The following is a 13890-nucleotide window of genomic DNA, read 5'->3' as shown; positions in this document are numbered from 1 at the left end:
CGTTCAGCGTAGGCCCAGGGCGGTGCCGCCCACGCGCCGCGGCCCGGGCGGAAGCCCCCGTGCTGGAGGGGGTGGGGCTTCCGCCCGGGCCGGTCAGGGGCCGGGCCGGGCTCTGCGCGCGGCAGGGCGGGGTCAGGCGGCTCGGACGTCGCGTTCCGCCACGGTGTGCGCGCAGGGGCGCGCGGCGGCCGCCCGGCGCCGGCGCAGGAAGCGCGGGAGCGGCAGGGCGAGGTTGACGAAGCCCTCCGCCTGCATGGCGGCGAAGCCGATGCGGGGCAGGTCGGCGGAGGCGCGGTAGACGACGAAGCGCGGCTCCCAGCGCGGCTGGAACTTGGCGTTGAACTTGTACAGCGACTCGATCTGGAACCAGCGGGAGAGGAACACCAGCAGTCCGCGCCAGGCGCGCAGCACCGGGCCCGCGCCGATCTTCTCGCCGCGCGCGAGGGCGGAGCGGAACATCGCGAAGTTCAACGAGACCCGGGTGATGCCGAACTTGGGGGCGGCCTGCAGGGCGGCGACGATCAGCAGCTCGTTCATGCCGGGGTCGGCGGTGCGGTCGCGGCGCATCAGGTCCAGGGACACGCCGTCGGTTCCCCAGGGCACGAAGTGCAGGATCGCCTTCAGGTCGCCGTACTCGCCGGGCTCGTCGTCGGCCTTGTGGGCCGTGGCGATCAGACAGTCGCCGTCGGTGGGGTCGCCGATGCGGCCGAGCGCCATGGAGAACCCGCGCTCGGTGTCGGTGCCGCGCCAGTCCTCCGCCGCCAGGCGGATGCGCTCCAGCTCTGCCTGGCCGAGGTCACGGATACGCCGTACCCGGGTTTCGTAGCCGGCCCGCTCGATGCGCTTGACCATCTGGCGCACGTTGCGCATCGCGCGACCGGCGAGCGAGAAATCCGCCACGTCGACCACCGCCTCGTCGCCCAGCTCCAAGGCGTCCAGGCCGGTCTCGCGGGTCCACACCTCGCCGCCCGTCTCCGAACAGCCCATGACGGCCGGGGTCCAGGAGTGCGCCTTGGCCTCGTCCATGAAGCGTTCGATGGCGCCGGGCCAGGCCTCGACGTCGCCGATCGGGTCGCCGCTGGCGAGCATCACGCCGGAGACGACGCGGTAGGTGACCGCCGCCTTGCCGCTGGGCGAGAAGACGACCGCCTTGTCGCGGCGCAGCGCGAAGTGGCCGAGGGAGTCGCGGCCGCCGTGCTTGTCCAGCAGCGCGCGCAGCCGGGCCTCGTCCTCCTCGGTGAGGCGGGCGGCCGGGTGTTCGGGGCGGAAGGCGAAGTAGATGGTGGTGACCGCGGTCAGCCAGCCGAGGGCGCCGAGGGAGAAGGCCACCGTCCAGGAGGTGCTGCCGTCGTAGTCCAGCGGGCCCTCGAAGCCGAACAGGCCGTAGACGACGTGGGTGAGGCGGTCGGCGAGGCTCGGGTCGCCGACCATCCGGTTCGGATGGACGCTGACGATGACCAGGCCGAGGGCGAGGGAACCGGCGGCCATCAGGACGAAGTTGGCGAGTGCGCGCCAGCGGCTGCGCGGGTCGGGCAGGGCGGCGAACTCGTCGCGGTGGCGCAGCAGCGGAATCAGGATCGCCATCGAGATGAGCATGCCGATGACCGAGTGCCGGTACACGAACTCGGCTGCCGCACCGGCGGGCAGGAGCGCGACCGCGGCGCGCCACGCACGGCGCTTGCGTCGCTTGAGTCCGTGCGCGAGCAGGAGCAACAGCACGCCCGCGCTGAGCGAGAGTGCCGCCGCGAAGGGCCCGAAGGAGCCGGGCAGCACCTCGGCCAGGGCGTGCATACGGCTGTGACGGAAGCGCGGGAACACGCCCGCGGCGATGTCCACCACGCCCACGAGGGCACACGCCCTGGAGACCAGAGCGGGAACGGCCTCGGGGCGCGGGCCGCGCAGTATGCGCCGCGCCCGGCTTGATCGGCTCGGAACCCCGCCCGACATTTCCCCATCTATCCTGACAGACATCGCATCCCGTAGTTCTGCGAGAGACCTTGAACCCGGTGCCGATCGGGGCATCCGGCGACATTGCGCCCTCTAGGACGGTGTCTCGGGGAGAGAGGTTCACTCCCCTCCGGAAAGTCGGGTCAAAGGCCAAGGAAAGCCCCGGGCAAGCCCTTGCAACGAAGCTGGGTGGGCCACGGGCGGAAAGCGCAGGCAGGAAGAGCCCATGGGTCTCACGAGCAACAAGGTGCTGGCGCTTGCGGTCATGCTCGCCGCGGTGCTGTTCATCGCCACGGTGTGGTTGTGGCCGCGGCTCGCCCGGCAGAACTGGCGGGCCGTCACCGGGCGCGTCGGCCTGCTCCTGGCCACACAACTGGTCCTCGTCGGCTCCCTCGGGATCGCCGCCAACCAGGCCTTCGGGTTCTACGCCAGCTGGGCGGACCTGTTCGGCCAGGAGACCGACCAGGGCATAGTCATCGACCACTCGGCCAACACGGGTACCGGCGGTCCGCTGCAGGTGGTCTCCACGTCCCTGGTCAAAGGGGTCAACGGATCACGGCCGCAGGCGACCGGGCAGATCCAGAAGGTGGACATCGTGGGGCGCAAGACCCACATCGCCACACCGGCGTACGTCTACCTGCCGCCCGAGTACTTCCAACCGCAGTACCGCACGCGTACGTTCCCTGCGGCTGTCGTACTGACCGGCTACCCCGGTACGGCGCAGGCGCTGGTGGACAAACTCCACTACCCGCGTACGGCGCAGGAGCTGGCCAAGGACGGGCGGATGCAGCCGATGATCCTGGTGATGCTGCGGCCGACCGTGGCGCCGCCGCGCGACACCGAGTGCGTGGACATCCCGGGCGGCCCGCAGAGCGAGACCTTCTTCGCCAAGGACCTGCCCGAGGCCGTACTCGCGCACTACCGGGTGGGCAAGCGGCCGGGCAGCTGGGGCGTCGTCGGCGACTCCACCGGCGGCTACTGCGCGCTGAAGCTCGCCATGCACCACCCGGGCGTCTACGCGGCCGCCGCCGGCCTCTCGCCCTACTACAAGGCGCCGATCGACCCCACGACCGGTGACCTCTTCCACGGCGACACGAACCTGCAGAATCGTGCCGACCTGTGGTGGCTCCTCAAGCACCAGCCCGCGCCCGACACCTCGCTGCTCGTCACCAGCAGCAAAATCGGTGAACACAACTACAAGGACACCCTCAAGTTCATAGGGGATGTGCAGGCCACGAACCTGACCCGGATCTCCTCGATCATCCTGGACAGCGGCGGGCACAACTTCAACACCTGGCGCCGGGAGATCCCGCCGACGCTGCAGTGGCTCAGCGGGCGGTTGAGCGACCGCTGAGCCGCCGGGCGCCCGATGTCCGGGAAAGCTCTTGGTGCGGCGGTGTTTTTACGGGGCGGGGGTCCACGAATCGCCTACGCGCGGTAAGTTTCTGGCCATGCCACGTGGACGCCACCGCCATTCACCGCCTCTGCACCGGCTGTTGCCTCCGTCGGCGATGGCCGGCGTGTCCGTCGTCTGCGCGCTGGGTCCCTGGGTGTTCTCCGAGGTCACCGTGTTGCGCACGCTGGCCGCGGCCGCCGCGGCGACCGCTGTCGTGGGCGCCGTCGTGATGCGCCGCTGGGACTCCCACGCGGGCAAGCAGGTCGCCGACCTCACGCGCGCGCGTGTCAGCGACGAGTGGCGCTTCGACGAACGGGTCGCCGAACTGGAGACCGACCTGGAGGAGTCGCGCGAGCTGCGCACCAAGCTCGAGCAGCGGCTGCGCGCCAAGCGCGCGGAGCTGGCCGGGCTGCGCAACGAGCACGCGGCCCTGCTGCGCCGCTACGCCACGGCGGAGACCGAGCGCGCGACCGCCCTGGAGGGGCGCCGACTGCTGGAGATCGAGGCGGCCGAGCCGTCCGGCCCGCCCGCGCTGCCGCCCGCGCGCAGCGCCGAGCCCGAGGCCGCCGAGCCCGAGCCCGAGGCCGCGACGGTCGAGGCCGCCGAGGAGAAGCTGAAGGCCGGCCCGGTGTTCTCCGCCGAGGGTGCTCAGCTGTTCCTGAAGGCCGCGGTGGCGCTGTCCCGGCTGGACCGTGACGGGGAGTCGGCCAAGGCTGAGGCCGAGCCCGCTGCGGCCGACTCCGCTGAGGTCGAGTCCCCTGAGGCCGAGTCCGCCGAGGTCGAGTCCGCCGAGGTCGTGGTCGCCCGGGCCGAGTCCGTGGCGCCCGAGTCCGCCGGACCCGAGCCGGTCAGGCCCGAGCCCGTCACCGCCGAGCCGAAGTCGGCCGGGTCCGCCGAGGCCTCCGGTGACGGTGTGCGCAAGGAGCCCGCGCAGGAGGCCGTCACGGAGGGCGAGGCGCAGGGGAAGCCCGAGGCGGCCGACGGACACGAGCCGGCGGCCGCCCTCCCGACCGCACCGGACCAGCCCGCCAAGCCCGCGGGGCGGCAGCCCGCCGGTCACTTCACGGTGCCGACCGCGGTGGCCGTCGTACCGGCCGCGCCCGTGCGGCGCCCGGCGGTCGAGGGCGGGTTCGACTTCTTCGGCACCCAGAAGGAGTCGGCGTCCGCCGCGCTGGAGTCGGTGCAGAACGAGGACCTCGCCGACGTCGTCGGCCAGGAGGCTCTCGCGCTGCACAAGGCCGAGGCGGAGGCCGAGTTCAAGCCCGCCGACGCGGAGTCGCGCGGCGTGGGCCAGGTCATCGACCTGACCGCGCACGACGAGACGGAGCAGATCGACCTCCAGGGGCTGCGCACCGCCGCTTCCTGAGACTCCGCCAGGTACCCACCAGGCACCGAGCCCGGTCCGCCCGCGAGGGGTGGGCCGGGCTCACGCCATCCAGCGGTCGGGGCGGGCGTCCCTGCGGCCGGTGCGGGATCGCTCCGCCTGGGCCCGCAGCAGCAGCGCGGCCTCCTCGGCGTCCCGCAGACGGGCCGTGACGGTCTGGTCGGCGCCGGTGTCCACGTGGACACCGGCGAGCCGCCACAGCCGCTCCCAGGGCCCCTGGGTGAGTCGTACGCTCTGCACCTTGGCGTGCGGGACCAGTGACAGACGGCGGCGCAGCAGGCCGTGCCGGGCGGCGAACACCGCTTCGGTGACCGCGAGGCCGTGCCCGCGCCACCACACCGGCACGCACCGGCCGGCCCGCCGGGGCGGGCGGGACAGGGACTCCGGCACGGTCACGCCGGGCAGTATGCGCGCTATGACCGACTCGGCCACCGCGCGCGGGGCGACCGGCACCAGCACGGAGTTGTCGGACCCGGCCACGTCCAGCTCCACCCGCACCCAGCCCCGCCGTCGCCACAGCAGCGGTTCCACGATCCGCACGGTCTGCACCCGTCCCGGCGGCACGGTCTCGTGCGCGCGGTCGAGCAGCCCGCGGTCGATGCGCAGCCCGTCCGGGGACTCGCCCACCGTCCAGTCGTACTCGGCGACGAACCGCCCCGCGCTGCTCGCGCCCGCCGTGCCGAGCAGCGGCAGGGCGGCGGCGAGGACCGTCCACACGCTGTGGGTGGCGAGCCACAACACGGGCGGTACGACGAGGGCGGCGGTCAGCGAGCCCCAGGCGGCCCCCGTCAGCAGGAGGGAGAGCGCCAGCTCGCGCGGAGGCACCCGCAGCAGCTCGTGCGCCGGTGCCTCGCCCACTTCGCGCGCCGTCTCGGGCGCGAAACCGGCGGCGCGCGCGAGCAGCTCCGCGCGCAGGGCGCGCGCCTCCTGCTCGCCCAGGAAGGCGAGTTCGTCCTTCTTGTCGGCCCCGACGACGTCGATGCGCAGCTTGGCCACACCCGCCACGCGCGCGAGGAGCGGGCGCGTGACGTCGATCGCCTGGATGCGCTCCAGCCGGATGTGCGCGGTGCGCCGGAACAGCAGCCCGGTACGGATGCGCAGTTCGCCGTCGGTGACCGCGAAGTGCGTGAACCACCAGGACAGGAAGCCGTAGAGGCCCGCCGCCGGGACCAGCACGGCGAGCCCGATGAGCAGCATCGTGGAGGTCAGCCGCTGCAGCTGCTCCTGTGCGCCGCTCGGGTCGTGCCCGGCCCAGCCCGCGAGTACGGCGACCGGCGCCCAGGCCCGCCTGAAGGGCGTGACGGGGTGCAGCCGCCGCTCGGCCAGGGGCGGGTGCGCCGCCACGTCGTCGAGGCCGGGCGCGGTCACAGGCCCGCCGATCGGGCCTCACCGAGTTCGGTGAGCCGGTCGCGCAGCCTCTCCGCCTCGGCCGGGTCCAGACCCGGGATGGTCGCGTCGGTCGCCGCGGCGGCGGTGTGCAGCTGCACGCTGGCCAGCCCGAAGGACCGCTCCACGGGCCCCGAGGTGACCTCCACCAGCTGCATCCGCCCGTACGGCACCACGGTCTCCTCGCGCCACAGGACACCGCGGCTGATCAGCAGGTCGTCGGCGCGCTCGGCGTACCGCCAGGAGCGCCAGTTGCGGCCCAGCAGCAGCCAGCCCCACGCGCCCAGGGCCAGCGGGAGCAGCGCGAGGGCGGCCCACGTCCAGCCGGCGAGCAGGCCGGGCAGCAGCCCCGCCACGAGGGCGAGCACGCCCGTCCACACCGCCAGCAGCAGCCGGCGCATGCGCAGCAGGCCGGGCGGCAGCCCCCGCCACACCGGCTCCTGCCCCGACACCCCGGTCTCCTCGGGGATCCCCGTTTCCATGGAGCCAGCGTACGTAGGGGAAACTGGGTCCATGACTGCGACGGAGACCACGGTCGGCATCGGCGGTGCCGCCGAGAGCACCGACATGGTGCTCAACATCGGCCCCCAGCACCCGTCCACGCACGGCGTGCTGCGGCTCAGGCTGGTGCTGGACGGGGAGCGCATCCTGCACGCGGAGCCGGTGATCGGCTACATGCACCGGGGCGCCGAGAAGCTCTTCGAGGCGCGCGACTACCGGCAGATCATCATGCTCGCCAACCGCCACGACTGGCTGTCGGCGTTCTCGAACGAGCTGGGCGTGGTCCTCGCCGTGGAGCGGATGCTCGGCATGGAGGTCCCCGAGCGCGCGGTGTGGACGCGCACGCTGCTCGCCGAGCTGAACCGGGTGCTGAACCACCTGATGTTCCTCGGGTCGTACCCGCTGGAGCTGGGCGGGATCACGCCGGTCTTCTACGCGTTCCGCGAGCGCGAGGTGCTCCAGAACGTCATGGAGGAGGTCTCCGGCGGGCGCATGCACTACATGTTCAACCGCGTCGGCGGCCTCAAGGAGGACCTGCCGGCCGGGTGGACGGCACGCGCGCGTGCCGCCGTCGCCGCCGTGCGCTCGCGGATGGACGTCTTCGACGACCTGGTGCTCGGCAACGAGATCTTCCGGGGGCGTACGCGGGGGGTGGGGGCGCTGGCGCCGGAGACCGTGCACGCCTACGGCGTGAGCGGGCCCATCGCGCGCGCCTCGGGCGTCGACTTCGACCTGCGCCGCGACGAGCCGTATCTGGCCTACGGCGACCTCCAGGACACGCTGAAGGTCGTCACCCGGAGCGAGGGCGACTGCCTCGCCCGTTTCGAGGTGCTCCTGGAGCAGACCCACAACGCCCTGGACCTCGCCGACGCCTGTCTGGACCGGTTCGCCGAGCTGGCGCCCGGGCCGATCAACCAGCGGCTGCCCAAGGTGCTGAAGGCGCCGGAGGGGCACACGTACGCGTGGACCGAGAACCCGCTCGGAATCAACGGCTACTACCTGGTCAGCAAGGGCGAGAAGACCCCGTACCGGCTGAAGCTGCGCTCCGCGTCCTACAACAACATCCAGGCGCTGACCGAGCTGCTGCCGGGGACGCTGGTGGCGGACATGGTGGCGATCCTGGGGTCGTTGTTCTTCGTGGTCGGCGACATCGACAAGTGAGCCGCCGGCCGGGCGCTAGAGGCCCTGGACGAGTGGGTCCGGGATACCGACCGGCTGGAGCAGCCAGCCGAAGTCGCCGAGGCCACCAGGGGCGGTGAGCTCGGCGGCCTCGCCCGCGCCCGCCAGGGCGCGGACGTAGGCGGCGGGATCCGTCGAGGCCAGCGCGAGCGGGGGGCGTGCGCCGGTGAGGTCCAAGGCGCGCAGGGCGGCGCGTTGCGTGAGCAGGCGTGCGGCGGGACGTGCGTGCGCTGTGCCGGATGATGTGTGCGCCGTTTCGTGAGGCGTGTGCGCCGTGCGAGCCGTCGCACGTGCTGACGCGCTCGCCGCCGCGCACGCGTCCAGCGCGACATGCGCCGTGATGTCGCACGAGCCGTCCGGCACGGGCGCCGTCTCGCGTCCCTCCCGGAAGCCGGCGAGCGTCCCGAACGGGGGCCGCGAGTCCGCGGTGTGCGCATAGTCCACGGCCACCGCGAGTCCCCGCGCCACCCGGTCCACCACCGCCGCCCACGCCAGGTCCCTGGGCAGCCCGATCTCCGCGCGCAGCCCCTCCTCGCCCGGCAGCGGCCACCACCGCGCCAGCCAGTCCGCGTCCGCGCCCGACACCGGCTCCCCGAGCCGTTCGGTGCCGTCAGCCGCGACGAGCACCAACCGGGGCACGCCCGCCGGGTCCGCCTCGGCGACGTCCACGGGCACGTTGTCCAGCCATTCGTTGGCGAACAGCAGCCCGGTGATCGTCGCCGGGGGTTCGCTCAGCCAGACGATCCGGTCGTCCAGGCCCGCCGGACGGTCCGCGATCTCGACGGCGTACCCGCGCGCGCGGGCCGCCACGTCGGCCGGCAGGGCGGCGAGCACGCCGGTCACCAGCTCCCCGCGCCCGGCGCCCATGTCGACGAAGTCCAGCGTCCGCGGCCGCCCGAGCGCTGCGTCGACCCGGCACAGCAGCCGCGCCACGGCGCCCGCGAACAACGCGGACGCGTGCACGGACGTACGGAAGTGACCGGCCGGGCCCTCGGGCCGCCGGTAGAAGCCGCCCGGCCCGTAGAGCGCCTCCTGGGTCGCCTCCCGCCAGCCGCGTCCCGCGGGGACGCTCTGCGCCGTCGCCTCATCCGTCACCGGGACAGACTAGGCGCACAGGTGATCACGGCATCCACCTTGCGGAGTACGCGTCGCTCCTGCGGATCGGCCCTCCGGTTGACCCCTGCACGCATCCGGCTTCCCTACTCTGGGTTACGTGCAGCGCCTTTATGACTTCCTCCGCAGGCACCCGACATGGGTCGACAGCTTCTGGGCCGTCGTCCTGTTCGGGCTTTCCGGCGTGAGCGTGGTGAGTCAGAACGGCGTGCCGGACCGCCACATGTCGGTCGGCGGCGGGCTGGCGGTGTCCGCCGTCCTGTGCGTCGTCGTGGCGCTGCGCCGCCGCTTCCCGGAGGCGATGCTGCTGCTGGCCCTCGCGACCGGGCTGGCCCAGCTGGTCCTGGACATCGAGATGACCGCCGCCGACTTCGCGATGCTGGTGATCACCTACACGGTCGCGGCGGTCGGTGCGCGCTGGGCCTCCCGGCTGGCGCTCTTCACCAGCCTGTTCGCAGCCACCTTGGCGCAGATCCGCTGGCCCGACCAGCACTCCGGCGGGCTGGGCCAGCTGGCGATCGCGGTGTTCCAGACGGTGCCGTTCGCCCTGGCCTGGGTGCTCGGTGACTCCATGCGCACCCGCCGGGCCTACTTCGCCCAGCTGGAGGAGCGCGCAGCCCGGCTGGAGAAGGAACGCGAGGCACAGGCGAAGGTGGCGGTCGCGGCCGAGCGCGCCCGGATCGCGCGCGAGCTGCACGACGTCGTCGCGCACAACGTGTCGGTGATGGTGGTCCAGGCCGACGGCGCCGCCTACGTCCTCGACGCCGCGCCCGACCAGGCGAAGAAGGCTCTGGAGACGATCTCCTCCACCGGCCGCCAGGCCCTCGCCGAGATGCGCCGCCTGCTGGGCGTGCTGCGCACCGGCGAGCACCAGGAGACCGGGGAGTACGTCCCGCAGCCGGACGTCGAGCAGATCGACGACCTCATCGAGCAGTGCCGCAGTTCCGGTCTGCCCGTCGACTTCAAGGTCGAGGGAACCCCGCGCCCGCTGCCCAGCGGCGTGGAGCTGACCGCGTACCGCATCGTGCAGGAGGCGCTCACCAACACCCGCAAGCACGGCGGGCCCAACGCGGGCGCGAGCGTGCGGCTGGTCTACTTCGACGACGGGCTCGGCCTGCTCGTCGAGGACGACGGCAAGGGTGCCCCGCATGAGCTGTACGAGGAGGGCGGCGCCGACGGCCAGGGGCACGGCCTGATCGGCATGCGCGAGCGGGTCGGCATGGTCGGCGGCACCCTGGACGCCGGCCCGCGCCCGGGCGGAGGATTCCGCATCAGCGTGCTGCTCCCGCTCAAACCGGCGCACTGACGCCGCCGCACGCCCCCTGTTGACACCTGTCACGCCCCCCGAGCACCCCAGAACAACCCCCAGAGCAAACGGAAGAGGACCCCGATGACGATCCGCGTGATGCTCGTCGACGACCAGGTGCTGCTGCGCACCGGGTTCCGGATGGTGCTCGCCGCCCAGCCGGACATGGAGGTCGTCGCGGAGGCGGGTGACGGCGTCGAGGCCCTTCAGGTGGTGCGTTCCACCGCCGTCGACGTCGTCCTGATGGACGTCCGCATGCCGAAGCTGGACGGCGTCGAGGCCACGCGCCGCATCTGCCAGGAGCCGAACCCGCCGAAGGTGCTCATCCTGACCACCTTCGACCTGGACGAGTACGCCTTCTCCGGGCTGAAGGCGGGCGCCTCCGGCTTCATGCTCAAGGACGTGCCGCCCGGCGAGCTGCTCGCGGCCATCCGCTCCGTGCACAGCGGCGACGCGGTGGTGGCCCCGTCCACCACCCGGCGCCTGCTTGACCGGTTCGCGCCGATGCTGCCCTCCGCCGGCCGGGAGCCCCAGCACAAGGAGCTGGAGCGGCTCACCGACCGGGAGCGCGAGGTCATGGTGCTGGTCGCGCAGGGCCTGTCCAACGGCGAGATCGCGGCCCGGCTGGTGCTGTCCGAGGCGACGGTGAAGACCCATGTGGGCCGCATCCTGACCAAGCTCGGCCTGCGCGACCGGGTGCAGGTGGTCGTGCTGGCGTACGAGACCGGACTGGTGCGGGCGGGCGGGCAGGGCTGACGCCCCCTCGGCGCAGCCACGACGGTGCGGCAGGCGATCGACGGCACAGGACGGCATGTCCGGCGGAGCGCCTAGCGCAGGACGCCCTCGATGAAGTCGCTGCCCAGGCGGGCCACCGCGGAGAGGTCCAGCTGGTGCTGGACGTAGCGGCCGCGGCGGCCGCTCGTGATCAGGCCGGCCTTCTTCAGCACGGCCAGGTGGCGGGATATCTCGGGGGCGGACATGCCGTGCGCGTCCGCCAGTTCGCTCGTGGTGTGCTGGGCGCGGGCCAGGTGGCGGCACAGCCGCATCCGCACCGGGTGGGCCAGCGCCTCCAGACGGAGCGTGAGCTGCTCGACGGACGGCGCCTGCGGGTGGCAGCCGCTGACGGGATAGGTGATCGTGGGCTGCCAGCCGTACCGGTGCAGAACCATCACATGGGGCCAGCCGAGGCTGGTCGGCACCAGGACGAGGCCGCCGTCGCCGATGGCCGTCCGACCCACCAGGAGCTTGTCGACCGTGATGAGCCCGGCCTCCTCGTCCAGTGAGACGGCACCGGAGAGCGAGGCGAGGGCCTCGCCCAGACCCTTGTGGCGCAGCAGTTCGGTCTTGTGCCGGGCGTCCGCCGCGAGCTGGGGCTGGAGCCGGGCCCAGGTGTCGGCGAAGAAGGCCTCGTCGCAGTCGAGCACGAGCTGCCGGAACCAGGCACGGACGGCCGGCGGGTCCTCCAGCAGCCGACGGGTGACCCGCTCCTGGACGGCACCGCGCGCGGCGGCCAGTTCCAGGGAGCGCCGGCGCAGCCCGGGATCGTCGAGCGGGCCGGGCTCGGCGATGTCGTAGCGCAGCTGGCAGGTGAACTCCAGGGCCGCGTGCACGAACTGTTCGTCCGTCAGCTGGTCCAGCTGGTCCAGCTCCTCGGCGAGTGTGGCGCCCGGTTGCGCACGCCCGCCGGGTATCCCCGCGAACGGGGCGAAGACGTCGGAGAACGTCGTGCGCCACAGGAAGTCCGCCTCGCACAGCCGGTCGGCCAGACCCGGGTCCAGCCGGGTCGACACGGCGGTCACCCAGCCCTGCAGTTGCGGGTGGTGGCCCGGCTCGCTGAGCGCGTGCAGCGCCATCCCCAGCTCCGCCAGCGGGGAGGGCACGACGGAGATGCGCTCCGGCGGCAGTCCGGCGATGTCGATGGTCACGCTCATGCCCCCATGGTGCACCCGGCCACCGACCGTGGCCCCGTGGATTGACGGCTGCCGTCAATCCACGGGACATCCGCTCTGAGCAGGAGCAATCTGAGGACACCGGGGCAACCGCGGAGCCCGATCAGTCATCGATCAGCCACGTCCCGAGAAGGCGATCCGCCATGAGCATCACGCAGCAGTACCTCCTCGACACCTACCGAGCCCGCCTGCACGGAGAGTCCGCACCGCCCGCGCCGGGCCGCCACGACCGCGACCTGATGCGCGAGCTGCGCGACTACCGGCGCTTCCGCGCGGTCCTCGCCGAGCGCCCGGCGCACGGACGGCTCCGCCAGGCCCTGACCCGCTGGCTGCGCCCGCGCGCCCTGTAGGGCCGGTGCCCTGCAGGGCCCCCGTCCTCCGGGGCCCGTGCCCTGCAGGGCCGCCACGGCCTCCGAGCCCGCTACGCCTTCCCGGGCAGCCGGCTCACGAACTCCCGGACGGCCGCACGGACGTCGGCGGCCGTCCACTCCAGGCCCGCCGAGCGCACGGTGACCTCCGTGTACGCCAGGCCGGGCGCGGCGCCGTACCAGCCGTTCGCGAAGAGCATCACCGAGGTCTCCTCGGCCTGCCGGACCGCCGCCTCCGCCAGCACCTCGGGCTCGTACGGCAGCCAGACCTGGAACTCCTGGGTGTGCGGCACCCCGGGGTGCACGCGCGCCCACGGCAGGCCCGCCTCCGCGAATCCCTCGCGCAGGGCCGCGGCCACCACGCGCGCGTGCCGCACGTAGTCGGGCAGCCGGGGCAGCTCCCGCTCCAGGCCGACGAGCGCCGACAGCACGGTCGGGAACTGCTGGAAGACCATGCCGCCGTACCGGTGCCGCCAGGTCCTCGCCTCCTCGGCCAGGGTCCGCGGACCGGCCAGCACGGCACCGCCGAAGCCGTCGAGGGACTTGTAGAACGACACGTAGACGCTGTCCGCGAGGCCCGCGATCTCGTCCAGGGGACGCTCGAAGTGGACGGTGCACTCCCACAGGCGCGCGCCGTCGAAGTGCACCACCGCGTCGCGCTCCCGCGCGGCCTCGACGACCTCGGTCAGCTCCTCCCAGGTGGGCAGCACGAAACCGGCGTCCCTCAGGGGCAGTTCCAGCATCAGCGCCCCGAAGTGCTCCGGGAAGTCGCGTATCTCGTCGGCCGTGGGCAGCCGGGGCTCGTCGGTCACGCGCACCGGGCGCAGACCGCTGACCTGGCTGAGCGCATGCCGTTCGTGCACCTCGGGGTGGGCCAGGGCGTGCAGGGCCACGGCGGGGTTGCCGGTGCGGGCCGCCCAGCAGCGCAGGGCGACCTGCTGGGCCATCGTGCCCGTCGGGAAGAACACGGCGGCCTCCGTGCCGAGCAGGGCCGCGACCCGCTCCTCCAGGGCCGCCACGATCCGGTTGCCGTAGACGTCCGCCGGCTCGTCCAGGTCGTACACCTCGGGCGCCGCCTCCTGGAGCAGCGCGAGCCGCTCCCGGATCGTGCCCCGCCAGCCCGCGCGTGACAGGACGCGCCGGGCCCCGCGCTGGGCCGCCGCGCGCCGTTCCCCCGACCGCTCCCGCGCGGTCCGCTCCTCGCCCTGCTCAGCCGTATCAGTCATGCCCGGGATCATGCCCTGCGCGCCCTTGCGGGGCAGCGGGGTTTTCCGGCGGCGCGGGCGTGGGGTAACCCACAGCCTGTGGACAACCGGCCGTGAGCCGACCCGATAGCGTTAACATGACGAGAAATCGTCCGG

Annotated in this window: 12 protein-coding genes; 6 read left to right on the top strand and 6 right to left on the bottom strand. The window is 73.2% G+C overall.

The window, feature by feature from the left end:
- Window positions 1–132 precede the first annotated feature (132 nt).
- Complete coding sequence (locus tag FB157_RS40285) at window positions 133–1947, bottom strand: phosphatidylglycerol lysyltransferase domain-containing protein (RefSeq protein ID WP_145885789.1); 1815 nt, start codon at window positions 1945–1947, stop codon at window positions 133–135.
- A 226-nt stretch (window positions 1948–2173) separates the two neighbouring features.
- On the opposite strand from FB157_RS40285, the gene FB157_RS40280 reads away from it, so the two are divergent.
- Together FB157_RS40280 and FB157_RS40275 are read left to right on the top strand one after the other, a co-directional pair.
- Window positions 2174–3301, top strand: a complete 1128-nt coding sequence (locus tag FB157_RS40280) for an esterase family protein (RefSeq protein WP_145885788.1) — start codon at window positions 2174–2176, stop codon at window positions 3299–3301.
- Between the two features lie 97 nt (window positions 3302–3398).
- Complete coding sequence (locus FB157_RS40275) at window positions 3399–4709, top strand: hypothetical protein (protein WP_145885786.1); 1311 nt, start codon at window positions 3399–3401, stop codon at window positions 4707–4709.
- Between the two features lie 60 nt (window positions 4710–4769).
- Here FB157_RS40275 and FB157_RS40270 read toward each other — a convergent pair whose 3' ends face one another.
- Together FB157_RS40270 and FB157_RS40265 are read right to left on the bottom strand one after the other, a co-directional pair.
- Window positions 4770–6095, bottom strand: a complete 1326-nt coding sequence (locus FB157_RS40270; RefSeq protein WP_145885784.1) for a PH domain-containing protein — start codon at window positions 6093–6095, stop codon at window positions 4770–4772.
- The gene (locus FB157_RS40265) at window positions 6092–6595 is read right to left on the bottom strand and encodes a PH domain-containing protein (protein WP_145885782.1); all 504 of its coding nucleotides are present in this window, start codon (window positions 6593–6595) and stop codon (window positions 6092–6094) included. Before FB157_RS40265 ends, FB157_RS40270 begins: the two co-directional genes overlap by 4 nt.
- A 31-nt stretch (window positions 6596–6626) precedes the next feature.
- Here FB157_RS40265 and FB157_RS40260 point away from each other — a divergent pair, with 31 nt between their 5' ends.
- On the top strand, window positions 6627–7775 hold the full coding sequence (locus FB157_RS40260) for an NADH-quinone oxidoreductase subunit D (protein ID WP_145885780.1): 1149 nt from the start codon (window positions 6627–6629) through the stop codon (window positions 7773–7775).
- A 15-nt stretch (window positions 7776–7790) separates the two neighbouring features.
- On the opposite strand, the gene FB157_RS40255 is transcribed toward FB157_RS40260, so the two are convergent.
- Window positions 7791–8888 carry an SAM-dependent methyltransferase gene (locus FB157_RS40255; RefSeq protein WP_186581898.1) on the bottom strand — a complete coding sequence of 366 codons (1098 nt, stop codon included), beginning with the start codon at window positions 8886–8888 and terminating at the stop codon, window positions 7791–7793.
- Window positions 8889–9006: 118 nt separating this feature from the next.
- On the opposite strand from FB157_RS40255, the gene FB157_RS40250 reads away from it, so the two are divergent.
- A complete protein-coding gene (locus tag FB157_RS40250) occupies window positions 9007–10212 on the top strand; it encodes a sensor histidine kinase (RefSeq protein ID WP_145885778.1) in 1206 nt (401 codons plus the stop codon).
- 84 nt (window positions 10213–10296) lie between these two features.
- Complete coding sequence (locus FB157_RS40245) at window positions 10297–10968, top strand: response regulator transcription factor (RefSeq protein ID WP_145885776.1); 672 nt, start codon at window positions 10297–10299, stop codon at window positions 10966–10968.
- A 71-nt stretch (window positions 10969–11039) separates the two neighbouring features.
- Here FB157_RS40245 and FB157_RS40240 read toward each other — a convergent pair whose 3' ends face one another.
- Window positions 11040–12143: a DUF5937 family protein gene (locus FB157_RS40240; protein ID WP_145885774.1), complete on the bottom strand. Its 1104-nt coding sequence runs from the start codon at window positions 12141–12143 to the stop codon at window positions 11040–11042.
- A 161-nt stretch (window positions 12144–12304) separates the two neighbouring features.
- Here FB157_RS40240 and FB157_RS40235 point away from each other — a divergent pair, with 161 nt between their 5' ends.
- Window positions 12305–12511 (top strand): hypothetical protein, encoded by a 207-nt coding sequence (locus FB157_RS40235; RefSeq protein WP_145885772.1) that lies wholly within the window; start codon window positions 12305–12307, stop codon window positions 12509–12511.
- A gap of 71 nt (window positions 12512–12582) precedes the next feature.
- Here the strand turns inward: FB157_RS40235 and FB157_RS40230 are convergent, their stop codons facing one another.
- Entirely contained in the window at window positions 12583–13755 is a 1173-nt protein-coding gene (locus tag FB157_RS40230; protein WP_145885771.1) for a low specificity L-threonine aldolase, read from the bottom strand.
- Window positions 13756–13890: the final 135 nt, after the last annotated feature.

It is taken from the genome of Streptomyces sp. BK340 (assembly GCF_007827595.1).
Taxonomy (GTDB): Bacteria; Actinomycetota; Actinomycetes; order Streptomycetales; family Streptomycetaceae; genus Streptomyces.
Note: the sequence above shows the minus strand (reverse complement) of the source record. Positions and strands in the feature narration are given on the sequence as shown.

Bases quoted from the DNA above. Each gene is read 5' to 3' on its own strand.
- FB157_RS40285 (WP_145885789.1), bottom strand. From the start codon at position 1,947: ATGTCGGGCGGGGTTCCGAGCCGATCAAGCCGGGCGCGGCGCATACTG.
- FB157_RS40280 (WP_145885788.1), top strand. From the start codon at position 2,174: ATGGGTCTCACGAGCAACAAGGTGCTGGCGCTTGCGGTCATGCTCGCC.
- FB157_RS40275 (WP_145885786.1), top strand. From the start codon at position 3,399: ATGCCACGTGGACGCCACCGCCATTCACCGCCTCTGCACCGGCTGTTG.
- FB157_RS40265 (WP_145885782.1), bottom strand. From the start codon at position 6,595: ATGGAAACGGGGATCCCCGAGGAGACCGGGGTGTCGGGGCAGGAGCCG.
- FB157_RS40260 (WP_145885780.1), top strand. From the start codon at position 6,627: ATGACTGCGACGGAGACCACGGTCGGCATCGGCGGTGCCGCCGAGAGC.
- FB157_RS40245 (WP_145885776.1), top strand. From the start codon at position 10,297: ATGACGATCCGCGTGATGCTCGTCGACGACCAGGTGCTGCTGCGCACC.
- FB157_RS40240 (WP_145885774.1), bottom strand. From the start codon at position 12,143: ATGAGCGTGACCATCGACATCGCCGGACTGCCGCCGGAGCGCATCTCC.
- FB157_RS40235 (WP_145885772.1), top strand. From the start codon at position 12,305: ATGAGCATCACGCAGCAGTACCTCCTCGACACCTACCGAGCCCGCCTG.
- FB157_RS40230 (WP_145885771.1), bottom strand. From the start codon at position 13,755: ATGACTGATACGGCTGAGCAGGGCGAGGAGCGGACCGCGCGGGAGCGG.